This window comes from Enterobacter sp. PL_is514, assembly GCF_055816715.1.
Genome location: NZ_JBVPGN010000024.1, coordinates 15,481 through 30,699, shown reverse-complemented (window position 1 = coordinate 30,699; position 15,219 = coordinate 15,481). Strand labels below are relative to the sequence as shown.

Sequence of the window (15,219 nt, the reverse complement as noted above, 5' to 3'; positions counted from 1 at the left end):
CTCAGACTTGCGACAGCGTTGTGCTGCCCTGCCGCTCGCGCTTGTGCACAAGCCCTGCGCTGTCAAACAGCCAGTACAGCAGTTTGGCCAGTAACAGGCAGACGCCGAAAACGACCATGAAGAACACCACGCGCGACACGAATGAATCCAACCCTTCGCGCGCCAGCACGATCATATTGAAAATGGCACCAAAGCAGAAACTGTGCAAAATGGCGGCTTTATAGCGGTTGGACTCTTCGTTGCCCCGCACGTAAAGCCAGTCAAACCACTTGATAATCAGCCCCACGGCAACCGCCCCGGGCAGAATGAACCACGCCCCGCCCATCACCACCAGGGAACCAATCAGCGTTGGCGAGATTGCCAGACCGGAATGGTTGTTCAGCACTTCCCAGGTAAAATAGTTCGCGGTATTGAGCACCACACCAGGCCGGTCCGGCCAAAGCCAGGAAGGGATAAAGACGTAGAAGTCGCGAACAATTGGCGCCAGCCCCTGGAAATCAATCTTGTCGTAGTTTTGCAGCAGCAATGCCAGGTTTTCCCACGGCGAGAACGTATCGCGCGTCAGGTAGAGGAACGTGTAAAACGCCTCATCTCCCGCCACGTTCATCCCGTAGCGCTTCAGCGCGAGCCAGAACATCCCCACTATGCCAAACACCCCTGCCGCAACCAGCATCCACAGCGAGATCCAGCCGCGAATGATGCCGATAAACAGGAAAATGGCGAAGGCGATAATAATGTTCGCGCGCGTACCGCCCACAATCATGTAGGTCAGGATGCCAAACGCGACGGTGCTGACCAGGAAGAACAGCCACGCTTTGCTGTCCTGACGCAGGAAAAAGATCACCAGCATCGCCGGAATGAAGAAGTAGAAGAAACGCTTAAGCGCCACGCCCGAGACTTCGGCCGAAAAAATCTGGCTGTAGGAGTGGAGCTTAAACAGCAGGAAGCCGTTATGCATGAAGAAGATACCGACGCTGACCAGGGCGATGGTCATCAGCATCACCCACGTCAGGTGGGTCTCCACCCGATTCATGGTAAAAAGCGCCCGACGCGGGGCTGTAGCCTGCGCTGAACGCAGACGCGTTTTATAGGTAACGTAGTAGACCGCATAGAAACAGGTCGCCGCCAGAAGCGCCTGGAGCAGGATTTCCGGCGGCGCGACGCTCACGTCAAAACGGAAGACCAGAATGCTGGTGAGCGGGAAGCCGAAAAAGAAGGTCAGCAGAAACAGTAACGAGAAGAAGACGTTAAAGTTGAAGCGTACCCGGCGAAATTCAAACCAGGTAAGCGTGGCGATAAACAGGGTGCTCAGAAGCCAGACAACCAGTAAGCCGCTGAATTGCAACTGACTCATGCTTTGTCTCCTGACGCGATACGCAGCGCTCGGTGCCACGGCGTGAGGTAATTCGGGCTGAAAAAATCGATGCTATTTTTATCCACCAGCGTGAGCTGGCGCTGAGCTTCACGTACCACCTCGACATTCAGCGTGTCTGAGGTAAACAGCACCGGAATATGCTGCTCGGCCATGTCCTGCCAGAACGGGTTGTCGCGGTTGAGCACGCACGGTACCCCCGCCTGAATCAGCAGACACAGCGTGCCGATTCCCTGCTGTCGGGCAAAGATGAAATAGCCAAGATCGCATTTTCTCAGCAGCGCAAGATATTCATCAAATTCCAGCTTATCGCTAAGGATGTGCAGATTTTCTGCGCTAAACAGCGCAAGTCCCTGTTGCCGAACCTCATCAATATAGGCGTCGTTGTTGGCGGGATAGCCCATCGGCACCACCACGTTCACCGTGTCGCCAAACTGCTGATGCACCGCCCTGAGCGCCGCGGTGTGTTCGTTACTGCGATCGCCGGAATTCCCCACCAGGATCGTTAGCTTGCCTTCACGCACCGTGTCATTCGCCAGGGCGTTCAGCGCCGGATCCATGCGGGTGGGGAAATAGAGGAGTTCTCCGCGCACGCTCGGGTGCTGTTTAGCAAAATAGTTGAGATCGCCACGGGTGGCAAACACGCAGCCTACGCGCCCCTGCGCCATGCGGCGTAAGGGATAGAAAAGACGGAATTTCCAGCCGCGGGAGACTTCGTAGAGATCGGCTCCCCAGATATGCCAGCTGCACTGGGAGGGTTTAATCCCTCCGCTGAGAAGCGCCAGCCACAGGCCGGTATTAAACTGCCCGTGGAAAAAGAAACGTTGCTTACGATCCGCTTTGGCTCTGGCAACAACCGCCTTCGCCAGCGAGGCCTTATCCGGCCAGAAGCGAATAGCGAGCGCCGGAAATGCTGCGCTCAGGCCCTTATCCTGACCTGCAACCATAAACTCACGCGCATCGGGATTACCCGATGCCAGCTCGTCGTTGAAGAACCGCAAAACGGTCTGGTTATGGTGTGGGATATCCGATCCCAGGATGTGAATCAGTGCAGTCATGCGCGTTTACGCCACAATAAAAATACGCCGCAACAGGCGGCGAAATAAACGATATAGGTTGCCATGTAGGCCTGAGCCGCCCCCAGCGCACCGTGCGCGGGTATCAGCCAGTGTGAAAATGCTGTCAGTAACGCAAACTGGCTAATTTCCGCCAGGATATACAGCCGCAGGGACGCTTTTGCAATCACCAGATAGCCGAAAACGTAAGCACCCACTTTCAGCACATCGCCCACCAGCTGCCAGGCAAACAGATCGCGCATGGCGGTGAACTTCGCCGAGAACAGCAGCCAGATGGCGACATCACGCAATAACCAGACGGTAAAGCTGGCAGCTGCAACCGCCGGCAACACGAAGCGCAGCGATCGGAAAATCTCACGGGTAATATCCTGCCTGGACGTCAGACGCGATAATGTTGGCAGCAAATAAACGCTAAAGGAAGCCGTAATAAACTGGAGGTAGGCGTCGGAAATGCTGCTTACGCCCTGCCAGATCCCCACTTCATCCCAGCTATAATGCGCCGCCAGCAGGTTTCGCATCATCACGTAGGCCACCGGCAGCGTGACGGAGGTGATGAGCGCCATCAGGGTAAATTTACCCAGCTGACTGGCAAGCACTTTATCCCATTGCGGTTTCAGGTAGCTCAGCGGGATGACGCCCCGACGCATCAGCATAAGCGCCGCAGGCACAACAACCAGAGCCGGGACCAGTGCCAGCCCAAGCAGCGCGCCTTCATAGCCTCCCAGGCGATAGCAGAAATAGTAGGCAATCACGCCGATGACGCTGCCCAGGATTAAGGCAAGCGCGTTCCCGGCAGCATCACGAAACCCTTTCATCAGCGCCAGCAGCAGGTTAGCCCAGGCAATGCCCATCTGAACCAACGCCACCAGACGCACCAGCCCCTGATAGTGGGTGTGCCCGAACAAGCCCTGGCTGATAGGGGCCGCCGCCAGCAGAAAGATAATCGCCATCAGGGTCGAAAAACCCGTCACCATCGCCGAAGAGGTGCCCACGACTCTGCGAAGCTGAGCCGCATCATCATGGTACTGCGCAACGTATTTGGTCACGCCGTTAAAAATACCGGCACCGGCCAGCACCCCAAGGACGGTGACTAGCTGGCGGAAATTACCCGCTAGTCCCACACCAGAGGGGCCAAATGAGACGGCCAGCAGCTTGACGACCAGCAGCCCGGCGCCAATTTTTACAAGCGTGGACGCGGCGGTCCACACCGATGCTTTTGCCAGAGACATATCAGCCGAAATAACTCAGAAGGGTATTAATCACCGTACGCTGGTTAACTGGCGCGAGGTTGTAGAACAGTGGCAGACGAAGCAAACGCTCACTTTCTTTGGTGGTGTAACGGTCTTCACCCGCGAACACCCCAAACGTTTCGCCCGCCGGGCTGGAGTGCAGCGGGATATAGTGGAATACCGCCATTATTTCGGCCTCTTTTAGCCAGGCAATGAGCTGGCTGCGGTCGTCGTTATCGCGCAGCTTGATGTAGAACATGTGCGCGTTGTGGACGCAATCAGCCGGAATGGTTGGCAGCTCAATACGCCCGGCTTTGGCCAGAGGCTCAAGGGCATCGTAATAGGTTTGCCACAGGGAGAGACGCTGCAGGTTGATACGTTCCGCCGCTTCCAGCTGCGCCCACAGGTACGCCGCCTGCAGATCCGCCATCAGATAGCTTGAACCAATATCGCGCCAGGTGTATTTGTCCACCTGCCCGCGGAAGAACTGGCTGCGGTTGGTGCCTTTTTCGCGGATCACTTCCGCACGCTCCACGAGCGCCCGGTCGTTAATCAGCGTCGCGCCACCTTCTCCGCCTGCCGTGTAGTTTTTGGTTTCGTGGAAGCTAAAGCAGCCGATGTGGCCGATGGTACCCAGCGCGCGTCCCTTGTAGGTAGACATCACGCCCTGCGCGGCATCTTCCACCACAAACAGATCATGTTTTTTGGCGATGGCCATGATGGTGTCCATTTCACAGGCCACGCCCGCGTAGTGAACCGGCACGATCGCGCGTGTTTTATCGGTGATCGCCGCTTCAATCAGCGTCTCATCAATGTTCATGGTATCCGGTCGGATATCCACAAAGACGATTTTCGCCCCGCGCAGAACAAACGCGTTCGCGGTGGAAACGAAGGTATAGCTCGGCATGATCACTTCATCGCCGGGCTGGATATCCAGCAGCAGCGCCGCCATTTCCAGCGATGCCGTACAGGACGGGGTCAGCAGCACTTTGGCGCTGCGAAAACGCTGTTCCATCCACTGCTGACAGCGACGGGTAAAACCACCGTCACCGCAGAGTTTGCCGCTGCCCATGGCAGACTGCATATAGTCGAGTTCAGTTCCGACGACGGGTGGTGCGTTAAATGGAATCATCTTGTCACCTGTATAACCAGTAGGCGGTGGCGTCGATGTTGGCACCACTCGCAATATAACGTTTAAGCGCGGCGGTGTTGCCCAGTTGGGTCGCAACCCGCAGCGTCACAAGCTGTTGCTGCTGCGCCCAGTGCAGCGCCGCCTGCATGAGTTTCTCACCCATGCCGCGCCCGGCTAATAAGCCGATACGCGCCTCGCGCTCGTTGAGCTTACGCAGCGAGACGAACCCCTGGATTTGACCGTCCCCTGCACGGAAAACCAGGCAGACGTGGTCAAAGGTGCCTTTGACGGCATTCTCTATCCACTGGGCATAGAAACGCCCGCTATCGTCAGGTGCATACCAGGGCGCACGAAAGCGGCTCTGCGCAAACGCCCGGGCCGCCATCCGACGCAGCACGGGGATATCCTGTTCCGTTGCAATTTCCGCGCCGGACGCATCGTGCCGGGTGAGGGTAATGGAAAGATCGACCTCACCTTCAACCAGCTGAAAGCCGTGCTGCTGGAGCGCGTCAAGCAGATCGACGCGCTCCGACGGGATCTTCGCCTGCACTCGTTGCCAGGCGATAAAATCCGATTCAGCCAGTACCGGCGCGTCATCGCGCAGACGCACGATGGCCGACGGCAGGCCGAAAAAAGCACTCTCCCACTGCAGGGACTCGAGTACCCCATTCAGGCTTTTCAACGCCAGACACCTTTGGTATCCACAATATACTGCTGACGAACGGCATCGCCGGACGTCGCTTTAAACTCTTTATGATCTACCAGCAGCACCAGCACGTCCGCCGCCGTCAGCGCGTCGTCCAGCGCCGTCAGCGTGCAGTGCCCCGCCAGTTTTGCCGGTAATTCATGGATATTCGGCTCAACCACCAGCGTTTCGCCCTTGTGCCATTCGGCAATCATCTCGGCAATTTCCATCGCCGGGCTTTCACGCAGATCGTCAATATTGGGTTTAAATGCCAGACCAAAGCAGGCAATTTTCAGCTCACTGGCGCGCTTGCCGCTCTCTGCCAGACAATCCGCTACCGTCGCTTTAACCTGATTGAGCACCCAGTGAGGCTTGCTGTCGTTCACTTCGCGCGCGGTGCGAATCAGGCGCGCCTGCGCCGGATTCTGCGCCACGATAAACCACGGATCGACGGCGATACAGTGTCCGCCTACTCCCGGGCCTGGCTGGAGAATGTTGACGCGCGGATGGCGATTCGCCAGGCTAATCAGCTCCCAGACGTTAATCCCCTGATCGGCGCAGATCAGCGACAGTTCGTTCGCAAAAGCGATATTGACGTCGCGGAAGCTGTTTTCCGTCAGCTTGCACATCTCGGCGGTGCGGGAGTTGGTCACCACACATTCACCTTCAAGGAAAATCTTGTACAGCGCGCTGGCGCGTTCGGAACAGACGGGCGTCATACCGCCAATGACGCGGTCGTTTTTAATCAGTTCGACCATGACCTGGCCCGGCAGCACGCGCTCCGGACAGTAGGCGATGTTGATATCCGCCTGCTCCCCCACCTGCTGCGGGAAGCTTAAATCAGGGCGCGCGTCGGCCAGCCACTGTGCCATCTGCTCGGTAGCACCAACCGGAGAGGTCGATTCCAGGATCACCAGTGCCCCTTTCTTCAGCACAGGTGCGATGGATTTTGCCGCCGCCTCGACAAAAGCCATGTCGGGCTCGTGGTCACCTTTAAAGGGTGTTGGAACGGCAATCAGGTAGGCATCTGCTTCCACTGGGGTCGTGCTGGCACGCAGGAAGCCTCCGTCCACAGCCTCTTTCACCACGCGGTCAAGTTCGGGCTCGACAATATGAATTTCGCCACGGTTAATGGTTTCCACCGCGCGTGCGTTGATATCCACACCGACAACCTGTTTTTGACGAGAGGCAAACGCCGCCGCGGTGGGCAAGCCAATGTAGCCAAGACCAATGACAGAGATGGTAGTAAAACTCATAGCGATACCCGATTGTGTTTAAGTGCATGCAAAATACGACCACAAGCCTGCCCGTCGCCATACGGATTATGGGCCCGGCTCATTGCCTGATACGCTTCATCGTCGTGCAGCAGGCGCGTGACCTCTTCGACGATCAGCTGTGCGTTGGTGCCGACCAGACGCACCGTACCGGCTTTAACGGCTTCCGGACGTTCGGTCGTTTCACGCATCACCAGAACCGGTTTGCCGAGGGATGGCGCTTCTTCCTGAATTCCGCCGGAATCGGTGAGGATCAGCCAGGCATGGTTCATCAGCCAGACAAACGGCATGTAGTCCTGCGGTTCGATCAGCAGAACGTTTTCGACGTGGCCCAGAATACGATTGACCGGCTCGCTGACGTTAGGGTTAAGGTGTACTGGATAGACAATTTGCACATCGTCGTTCTGCGCGGCGATTTCAGCCAGCGCATGGCAGATTTGCTCAAAACCCCGGCCAAAGCTTTCGCGTCGATGACCAGTGACCAGAATGGTTTTTTTGCCGTTGTGGAGGAACGGATAGCGGGCTGCGAGCTCTTTCTGAAGATCGCTATTTGCCAGGACGCGGTCACGTACCCAAATTAACGCGTCAATGACCGTATTGCCGGTCACAAAGATTTTATTATCGGCGATATTTTCACGCAGCAGGTTTTGACGAGAGTTTTCCGTTGGCGCAAAGTGGTACATCGCCAGATGGCCCGTTAACGTGCGGTTGGCCTCTTCCGGCCACGGTGAATAAAGATTGCCGGTACGCAGCCCCGCCTCAACATGTCCCACGGGAATTCGCTGGTAGAACGCGGCCAGGCTTGTCGCCACGGTAGTGGTGGTATCACCGTGTACCAGCACCACGTCAGGCTTAAATGACTCCAGGATCGGCTTAAGTTCTTGCAGAATGCGACAGGTTATCTCCGTTAACCCTTGCCCCGGTTTCATAATATTGAGGTCGTAATCCGGGACGATGGAGAAGAGGGTTAAAACCTGATCGAGCATCTCCCGGTGCTGGGCCGTGACGCACACTTTCGCTTCAATATCAGGATCGCAGGCCAGCGCATGAACCAGAGGTGCCATCTTAATGGCCTCCGGCCTGGTGCCAAATACGGTTAGTACTTTCACATCGATTCTCTTCGATTAGGCGATGAAGGCCGCAGCCTTCATCGTAGACGGCGTTCTTAGTTTTTGCGACGACGCGTTAACGCCACGCCAGCGCCCGTCAGTGCGCCTACAATCCCCCACATGATCATCAGGAATGCACGACGCGGACTATCGCGTTTTACAGGTTCTTCAGGCGTTCGCAAATAACGATAGGTCTGAAAACGCGGGTCCAGGGATGGACCGACATTAAGCGTATTGAGCATCGCGCGATTTTGATCGTAATCGAGGTCAAAATCAGGCCCAACGGCCTTCAGGTTTTCCAGACGCGCCTGCAGCATGGGGCGACCAAGGAGGAACATCTCTGAATCAGGCAGCTCATCAGCCGGTACATCCGTTTCAGTACGGGAAATATTGTGCTGTTCCGCAATTTTCAGCGCCTGCTCAATATTGTGTACACGACGAGCAAAAATGGCTTTAGCCACCTCTTCCTGACGTTTCACCTGCGCTTTCATCTGGATGGTACGAGCCGCCCAGGCGCCTTTAAGCTCTTCGTTAAGATGGCTTGCTGCACGCTGACTGGCAAACGCAACATACTGACGCAACAGGTTGTTGGCATCCGGCGCAGTTTCTGCAATTAGCTTGACGCTGTCATTCACGTTACGCAACGCATCGCCCGGCATAAACTGGATATTGTTAATCAGATCGTCCAGCAGGGCGGCATCGGCTTTGGTGTTATCAACCCGACGCTGCTTGTAGTAATCCGTCTGGGACCAGAAATCGCGGCGGGTATCCCATGAAGCCAGCTGCATCACAAACTCTTTATAGGCTTCATCCATAACGGAGGCCTGGTCTGGCGTTGCAAGACTGGCTTTGATATCCAGATTTCGCAGGAATTGCTGCTGGGAATAGTATCCCCCGAGCATATTAACCGTTGGTTTGTCCGTGATTGCCGTGGCGCTCCACTCTTGTTTTGCAAAGAATGTATAGGCCAGCGCTAACAGTGCAAACCCCAGCGCGATCCCGGCAATCCAAAGTTTGCCTGCCCATAACACGCGAAACAAACCCCGAATATCCAGTTCATTCTCAGTTACCACTGATTTCGCTCCCGCCAACGGTTGAGTCATCATAGTCCCGGTTTTACTTAGTTAATGTTGTATTTTTGCCACTGTTACGACGCATCCTGCGTTTAAGACGTTTAATAAATCGCGCCACTTTCCATGCGCGCTTAATGCAGTAGCCGTACAGGAAAAATGCCAGCAAGAATAATGCCAACATAACCCACTCAGGAATAATATGGGAATATTCTGCAGCTACACCAATCGCGGCTAAAATAGCGGCGGCCAGCGTAATCAGTACAAACGCCTGACGAGATGTAAAACCCGCACGCATGATGAGATGATGAATGTGTTGGCGGTCGGGAGAGAAAGGACTCATTCCTTTGCGCAGGCGGCGGTACATAATCGCCACCATATCCATTAATGGAATGGCAATAATCCACAGCGCTGTTACAGGGCTTATCGGATGGGTCTGGCCCTGAGTGGTTTCAAGCAGGATCCAGATAACCGTAAAACCAATCAGCGTACTGCCCGCGTCTCCCATAAAGACTTTATAGCGACGGCCCAGCACACCGAGGTTTAAGAGGATATAAGGCAGAATGGCGGCAATCATGGCGAAACACCACATTGCCAGACTGTACTGGCCATCAAACCATAAAATAATGCCGATAGCGGCGAACGAGACGGATGACAACCCACCGAGCAGGCCGTCAATGCCATCCACCATGTTGAAAGCATTGATTGCCGCCCAGACGGCAAAGAGTGTCAGGAAGAAGCCAAATGGGCCCAGAACTAACTCCCAGGGGCCAAACACATAGCCGAGGCTTCGCAGATACAGTCCGCCCACAACCATCATCACCACGCCAATGCCCGCCTGAACGGTGGCGCGTATTTTCACCGCGATATCAAACCGGTCATCAAGAGCCCCGACTAACACCAGGACACCGGCGCAGGCAATGTAGAGGGCGGCATGCGGTATATAATAATCGGCAATACCAAACGTGAAGCAAATTCCTGCGTAAACAGATATCCCGCCGACTAAAGGAATAAGTCCCTGATGGCGTTTACGAAAATTAGGCTTATCCACCAACCCTATTCGTTTTGCCACCTTACGCGCAATGAACAAAAAACAGGTTGTGAATAAAAAAATACTGATCAGTTCAGTAACGGCGGTGAATAGATTCACAATGGATTGCTCTCAACAAATGTTAGTCCCGGAAGTATAACCATGAAGCCACAGCCTCAGAAGTAATAAAGATGGCTTCTTACAACTCCCTTTGTATATTTTTCAATCAATTATTTCTTTTGCTGCATAAACGGCCCTATTGTCGCACTGACCGGTCAAAATTGGGAGTAGGTGGTACTAGCGTATAGTCCATAAAAGAAAAACGCCACGTAAAAACGTGGCGTTCGCTGGCTTTATTTGCGTTACGAGCGTTTCATCATGTCGAAGAAATCGTCGTTGGTTTTGGTCATCGCCAGTTTGTTAATGAGGAATTCCATCGCGTCGATTTCACCCATTGGATGGATGATTTTGCGCAGGATCCACATTTTCTGCAGCTCTTCCTGAGTGGTGAGCAGCTCTTCTTTACGGGTACCGGAACGGTTGTAGTCGATAGCCGGGAAGACGCGTTTTTCAGCGATCTTACGAGAGAGGTGCAGTTCCATGTTGCCTGTACCTTTAAACTCTTCGTAAATCACTTCGTCCATTTTGGAACCGGTATCGATCAGCGCCGTCGCGATGATGGTCAGGCTGCCGCCCTCTTCCACGTTACGTGCAGCACCGAAGAAGCGTTTCGGACGATGCAGGGCGTTAGCATCCACACCACCGGTCAGCACTTTACCAGACGCTGGCACCACGGTGTTATAGGCACGCGCCAGACGGGTGATGGAGTCGAGCAGGATGATCACGTCTTTCTTGTGCTCAACCAGGCGTTTTGCCTTCTCGATAACCATTTCCGCAACCTGAACGTGGCGAGAGGCTGGCTCATCGAAGGTTGAAGCAACCACTTCACCTTTAACCAGACGCTGCATCTCGGTCACTTCTTCCGGACGTTCGTCAATCAGCAGCACCATCAGCACACAGTCTGGGTGGTTATAGGCGATGCTCTGCGCGATGTTCTGCAGCAGCATGGTTTTACCCGCTTTTGGCGGCGCCACAATCAGACCACGCTGGCCGCGACCAATAGGTGATGCCAGATCCAGAACACGTGCGGTTAAGTCTTCGGTAGAACCGTTACCACGCTCCATGCGCAGGCGAGAGTTCGCGTGCAGCGGCGTTAAGTTCTCAAAGAGGATCTTATTACGCGAGTTTTCTGGTTTGTCGAAGTTAACTTCATTGACTTTCAACAGCGCAAAGTAGCGTTCACCCTCTTTAGGAGGACGAATCTTACCTGAAATGGTGTCACCAGTGCGGAGGTTGAAACGGCGGATTTGGCTGGGGGATACGTAGATGTCGTCAGGGCCGGCGAGGTAGGAGCTGTCTGCAGAGCGGAGGAAACCAAATCCGTCTTGCAATATCTCCAGCACACCGTCGCCAAAGATATCTTCGCCACTCTTAGCGTGCTGCTTCAGGATGGCGAAAATGATGTCCTGCTTGCGCATACGAGCCTGGTTTTCCAGCCCCATATTTTCGCCGAGAGTGATCAGCTCAGAAACCGGCGTATTCTTTAATTCGGTAAGATTCATAATGGTGTGGGTTCTTAAACTCGGGGTGATTCTCGAACTTAATGTTGTGAATGGTATGGCAGGGTCATCCATGCCTGTTTAGCGGCCATCAACTCATGTCTGTTCGCTGTCTGGTCACAGGGAAAGAACGCAGAACTGAAACGACAAGACGGATTGAGTGACAAGCCCGGAATTTAGCCACTTCACGCACTGTTCATGTCAACAACGGGAAGTATCGGGTAAAACAAGATTCAAACAACAAGATATGTTTAAAACGAAGTCATAGCTAACTTAGCACGACTTCAGCCGGGCGTCCAGAGTTCCACATCATTTAGCCGGGAGCTCTGAACGCACAGCGGAGAAACCTTACGCCAGGTTAGCGTCCAGGAACTCTTTCAGTTGACCTTTGGACAGCGCGCCCACTTTGGTCGCCGCCACTTCGCCGTTTTTGAACAGCAGCAGGGTCGGAATGCCACGGATACCGTATTTTGGTGCGGTGCCCGGGTTCTGGTCGATGTTCAGCTTGGCAACGGTCAGTTTGCCCTGATATTCGTCGGCGATCTCATCCAGAATCGGGGCGATCATTTTGCAAGGACCACACCATTCAGCCCAGAAATCGACGAGGATCAGCCCGTCAGCCTTAAGTACGTCCGTGTCAAAACTGTCGTCAGTCAGGTGAATAATTTTATCGCTCATATATAACTCCACAGGAATAAGCCTGGTACGTTGGTTTTGTCTCCACCAACGACGTGTTGATGTCGCATTAACCAACTAAAGGTTGACTTTATTTCACCGGATACGCTTTCGTAAAGCAATAGTAAGCTGATATTCTACCACACTATGAGCAAAACACATTTAACAGAACAGAAGTTTTCCGACTTCGCGCTGCACCCGAAGGTGATTGAAGCCCTTGAAAATAAAGGGTTTCATAACTGCACGCCCATTCAGGCCCTCGCGCTGCCGCTGACGCTGGCCGGTCGCGATGTTGCCGGGCAGGCGCAAACCGGTACCGGCAAAACGATGGCGTTTTTAACGTCAACGTTTCATTATTTACTTTCTCACCCAGCGATTGCAGACCGCAAAGTTAACCAGCCGCGCGCGCTAATTATGGCCCCGACGCGAGAACTGGCGGTACAGATCCATGCAGACGCTGAACCCCTGGCGCAGGCTACCGGCCTTAAGCTTGGACTGGCCTATGGCGGCGACGGCTACGATAAACAGCTGAAAGTGCTGGAAAGCGGTGTGGATATCCTGATCGGTACCACCGGCCGTCTTATCGACTACGCTAAACAGAACCACATTAACCTCGGTGCAATCCAGGTTGTGGTGCTCGATGAAGCTGACCGCATGTACGATCTGGGCTTCATTAAAGATATCCGCTGGCTGTTCCGCCGTATGCCTCCAGCTAACCAGCGCCTGAATATGCTGTTCTCTGCAACCCTCTCCTACCGTGTGCGCGAACTGGCGTTCGAACAGATGAACAACGCCGAATACGTGGAAGTGGAACCGGAGCAGAAAACGGGTCACCGCATTAAAGAAGAGCTCTTCTATCCTTCCAATGAAGAGAAAATGCGTCTGCTGCAAACTCTGATCGAAGAAGAATGGCCCGATCGCGCCATTATCTTCGCGAACACCAAACACCGTTGTGAAGACATCTGGGGCCATCTGGCTGCAGACGGTCACCGTGTTGGCCTGCTGACCGGCGACGTGGCGCAGAAAAAACGCCTGCGCATTCTTGAAGAATTTACCCGTGGCGATCTCGATATTCTGGTCGCAACCGACGTGGCGGCACGTGGTTTACACATTCCGGCCGTGACGCACGTCTTTAACTACGATCTGCCAGACGACTGCGAAGACTACGTACACCGTATCGGTCGAACCGGTCGTGCGGGCGCAAGCGGTCACTCGATTAGCCTTGCGTGTGAAGAGTATGCGCTGAATCTTCCAGCCATTGAGACTTATATCGGTCACTCTATTCCGCAGAGCAAATACAATCCGGAAGCGCTGTTAAGCGAACTGCCGCCGCCTAAGCGTCTAACCCGCCCACGCTCCGGCAATGGTCCGCGTCGTTCAGGCGGCGCACCGCGTAATCGTCGTCGTTCAGGTTAAAAAATATGCTCAGCTCCACCTCGCTTTATGCGGCAATTGATCTCGGTTCGAATAGTTTTCATATGCTGGTTGTGCGCGAGGTGGCGGGAAGCATACAAACGCTGACGCGCATTAAGCGCAAGGTCCGCCTCGCGGCGGGCCTGAGCAGCGACAATCACCTCTCACCTGAAGCCATGGAACGTGGCTGGCAGTGTCTGCGGCTCTTTGCCGAGCGTCTGCAGGATATCCCGCATGCCCAAATCACCGTGGTCGCCACTGCGACACTCCGCCTGGCGGTTAACGCCGTGGATTTTATTGCCAGAGCGCAGGAAATTCTCGGTTGTCCGGTTCAGGTTATCAGCGGTGAAGAAGAAGCTCGCCTGATTTATCAGGGTGTTGCACACACCACGGGGGGTGACGATCGTCGCCTGGTAGTGGATATCGGCGGTGCCAGTACCGAGCTTGTGACCGGCACCGGCGCGCAGGCAACGTCGCTGTTCAGCCTGTCGATGGGCTGCGTGACCTGGCTTGAGCGCTACTTTACCGATCGTAATCTGGGTAAAGAGAACTTCGACGAGGCAGAGAACGCTGCGCGCGAAGTGTTACGCCCGGTGATGGACGAGCTGCGCTATCACGGCTGGAAAGTCTGCGTGGGTGCGTCGGGTACCGTGCAGGCTCTGCAGGAAATCATGATGGCGCAGGGAATGGACGAACGGATTACGCTTGCCAAACTTCAGCAGCTGAAACAACGCGCCATTCAGTGCGGACGCCTGGAAGAGCTGGAAATTGAAGGCCTGACGCTGGAGCGCGCGCTGGTCTTCCCGAGCGGACTGGCCATTCTTATCGCTATTTTCACCGAGCTGAACATCCAGTGTATGACCCTGGCCGGCGGCGCGTTGCGCGAAGGTCTGGTCTACGGGATGCTGCATCTGTCGGTCGATCAGGATATCCGCAGCCGTACCCTGCGCAACGTGCAGCGTCGTTTTCTGGTTGATATCGATCAGGCAGGACGCGTATCGCAGCTGGCGTCACGCTTCGCCGATCAGGTCGCTAACGTCTGGGATCTTGATCCTCTGAGCCGGGATTTATTGCTAAGCGCCTGTGCGCTACATGAAGTGGGGCTGAGCATTGATTTTAAGCAGGCACCGGCTCATGCAGCGTATCTGGTGCGCAACCTGGATTTACCGGGCTATACGCCCGCGCAGAAAAAATTGCTGGCAACGCTGCTGCTGAACCAGACCAATGCCGTTGATCTCTCGTCTTTGCATCAGCAAAACGCCGTACCGCCGCGCGTGGCCGAGCATCTGTGCCGCCTGCTGCGTCTGGCGATCCTGTTTGCCAGCCGCCGCCGCGATGATTTGCTGCCCGCCATTAGTCTGGTGGCCGATGACGAGAAGCTTTCGCTGACGTTACCGGAGAACTGGATTGATCGTCACCCGCTTGGGGCAGAGATGATCGAGCAGGAGTGCCAGTGGCAGAGCTATGTGCACTGGGTGCTGGAAGTGAAGTAATACGCTGAACATTGCCGGGTGGCGGCTTCGCCTTACCCGGCC

Annotated in this window: 13 protein-coding genes; 2 read left to right on the top strand and 11 right to left on the bottom strand. The window is 54.9% G+C overall.

The window, feature by feature from the left end; translation table 11 throughout:
- Position 1: 1 nt before the first annotated feature.
- From wzyE to trxA, 11 genes are all read right to left on the bottom strand, one after another.
- Entirely contained in the window at positions 2-1,354 is a 1,353-nt protein-coding gene (wzyE, locus tag AC0TNG_RS01815) for an ECA oligosaccharide polymerase (protein WP_463727444.1), read from the bottom strand.
- Positions 1,351-2,430 carry a TDP-N-acetylfucosamine:lipid II N-acetylfucosaminyltransferase gene (locus tag AC0TNG_RS01810; RefSeq protein WP_473712420.1) on the bottom strand — a complete coding sequence of 360 codons (1,080 nt, stop codon included), beginning with the start codon at positions 2,428-2,430 and terminating at the stop codon, positions 1,351-1,353. Before AC0TNG_RS01810 ends, wzyE begins: the two co-directional genes overlap by 4 nt.
- On the bottom strand, positions 2,427-3,677 hold the full coding sequence (gene wzxE / locus AC0TNG_RS01805; RefSeq protein WP_024907968.1) for a lipid III flippase WzxE: 1,251 nt from the start codon (positions 3,675-3,677) through the stop codon (positions 2,427-2,429). The genes AC0TNG_RS01810 and wzxE overlap by 4 nt, the downstream gene beginning before the upstream one ends.
- A gap of 1 nt (position 3,678) precedes the next feature.
- Positions 3,679-4,809, bottom strand: a complete 1,131-nt coding sequence (gene rffA / locus AC0TNG_RS01800) for a dTDP-4-amino-4,6-dideoxygalactose transaminase (protein WP_024907967.1) — start codon at positions 4,807-4,809, stop codon at positions 3,679-3,681.
- A gap of 4 nt (positions 4,810-4,813) precedes the next feature.
- On the bottom strand, positions 4,814-5,491 hold the full coding sequence (rffC, locus tag AC0TNG_RS01795) for a dTDP-4-amino-4,6-dideoxy-D-galactose acyltransferase (protein WP_024907966.1): 678 nt from the start codon (positions 5,489-5,491) through the stop codon (positions 4,814-4,816).
- A complete protein-coding gene (gene wecC, locus AC0TNG_RS01790; RefSeq protein ID WP_024907965.1) occupies positions 5,488-6,750 on the bottom strand; it encodes a UDP-N-acetyl-D-mannosamine dehydrogenase in 1,263 nt (420 codons plus the stop codon). Before wecC ends, rffC begins: the two co-directional genes overlap by 4 nt.
- Positions 6,747-7,877 (bottom strand): non-hydrolyzing UDP-N-acetylglucosamine 2-epimerase, encoded by a 1,131-nt coding sequence (gene wecB, locus AC0TNG_RS01785; RefSeq protein WP_024907964.1) that lies wholly within the window; start codon positions 7,875-7,877, stop codon positions 6,747-6,749. The genes wecC and wecB overlap by 4 nt, the downstream gene beginning before the upstream one ends.
- A gap of 56 nt (positions 7,878-7,933) precedes the next feature.
- A complete protein-coding gene (gene wzzE, locus AC0TNG_RS01780; protein WP_024907963.1) occupies positions 7,934-8,980 on the bottom strand; it encodes an ECA polysaccharide chain length modulation protein in 1,047 nt (348 codons plus the stop codon).
- Between the two features lie 13 nt (positions 8,981-8,993).
- On the bottom strand, positions 8,994-10,097 hold the full coding sequence (gene wecA, locus AC0TNG_RS01775) for a UDP-N-acetylglucosamine--undecaprenyl-phosphate N-acetylglucosaminephosphotransferase (protein WP_024907962.1): 1,104 nt from the start codon (positions 10,095-10,097) through the stop codon (positions 8,994-8,996).
- Positions 10,098-10,339: 242 nt separating this feature from the next.
- The gene (gene rho, locus AC0TNG_RS01770; RefSeq protein ID WP_008501566.1) at positions 10,340-11,599 is read right to left on the bottom strand and encodes a transcription termination factor Rho; all 1,260 of its coding nucleotides are present in this window, start codon (positions 11,597-11,599) and stop codon (positions 10,340-10,342) included.
- Positions 11,600-11,944: 345 nt separating this feature from the next.
- The gene (gene trxA / locus AC0TNG_RS01765; RefSeq protein WP_006179218.1) at positions 11,945-12,274 is read right to left on the bottom strand and encodes a thioredoxin TrxA; all 330 of its coding nucleotides are present in this window, start codon (positions 12,272-12,274) and stop codon (positions 11,945-11,947) included.
- Positions 12,275-12,418: 144 nt separating this feature from the next.
- Between trxA and rhlB the strand changes: the two genes are divergently transcribed.
- Entirely contained in the window at positions 12,419-13,687 is a 1,269-nt protein-coding gene (rhlB, locus tag AC0TNG_RS01760) for an ATP-dependent RNA helicase RhlB (protein WP_021242834.1), read from the top strand.
- A 5-nt stretch (positions 13,688-13,692) separates the two neighbouring features.
- Positions 13,693-15,177 carry a guanosine-5'-triphosphate,3'-diphosphate diphosphatase gene (gene gppA, locus AC0TNG_RS01755; protein ID WP_024907961.1) on the top strand — a complete coding sequence of 495 codons (1,485 nt, stop codon included), beginning with the start codon at positions 13,693-13,695 and terminating at the stop codon, positions 15,175-15,177.
- Positions 15,178-15,219 lie beyond the last annotated feature (42 nt).

Coding starts and splice junctions, on each gene's coding strand:
- wzyE (WP_463727444.1), bottom strand. CDS start 1,354: ATGAGTCAGTTGCAATTCAGCGGCTTACTGGTTGTCTGGCTTCTGAGC.
- AC0TNG_RS01810 (WP_473712420.1), bottom strand. CDS start 2,430: ATGACTGCACTGATTCACATCCTGGGATCGGATATCCCACACCATAAC.
- wzxE (WP_024907968.1), bottom strand. CDS start 3,677: ATGTCTCTGGCAAAAGCATCGGTGTGGACCGCCGCGTCCACGCTTGTA.
- rffA (WP_024907967.1), bottom strand. CDS start 4,809: ATGATTCCATTTAACGCACCACCCGTCGTCGGAACTGAACTCGACTAT.
- wecC (WP_024907965.1), bottom strand. CDS start 6,750: ATGAGTTTTACTACCATCTCTGTCATTGGTCTTGGCTACATTGGCTTG.
- wzzE (WP_024907963.1), bottom strand. CDS start 8,980: ATGACTCAACCGTTGGCGGGAGCGAAATCAGTGGTAACTGAGAATGAA.
- rho (WP_008501566.1), bottom strand. CDS start 11,599: ATGAATCTTACCGAATTAAAGAATACGCCGGTTTCTGAGCTGATCACT.
- trxA (WP_006179218.1), bottom strand. CDS start 12,274: ATGAGCGATAAAATTATTCACCTGACTGACGACAGTTTTGACACGGAC.
- rhlB (WP_021242834.1), top strand. CDS start 12,419: ATGAGCAAAACACATTTAACAGAACAGAAGTTTTCCGACTTCGCGCTG.
- gppA (WP_024907961.1), top strand. CDS start 13,693: ATGCTCAGCTCCACCTCGCTTTATGCGGCAATTGATCTCGGTTCGAAT.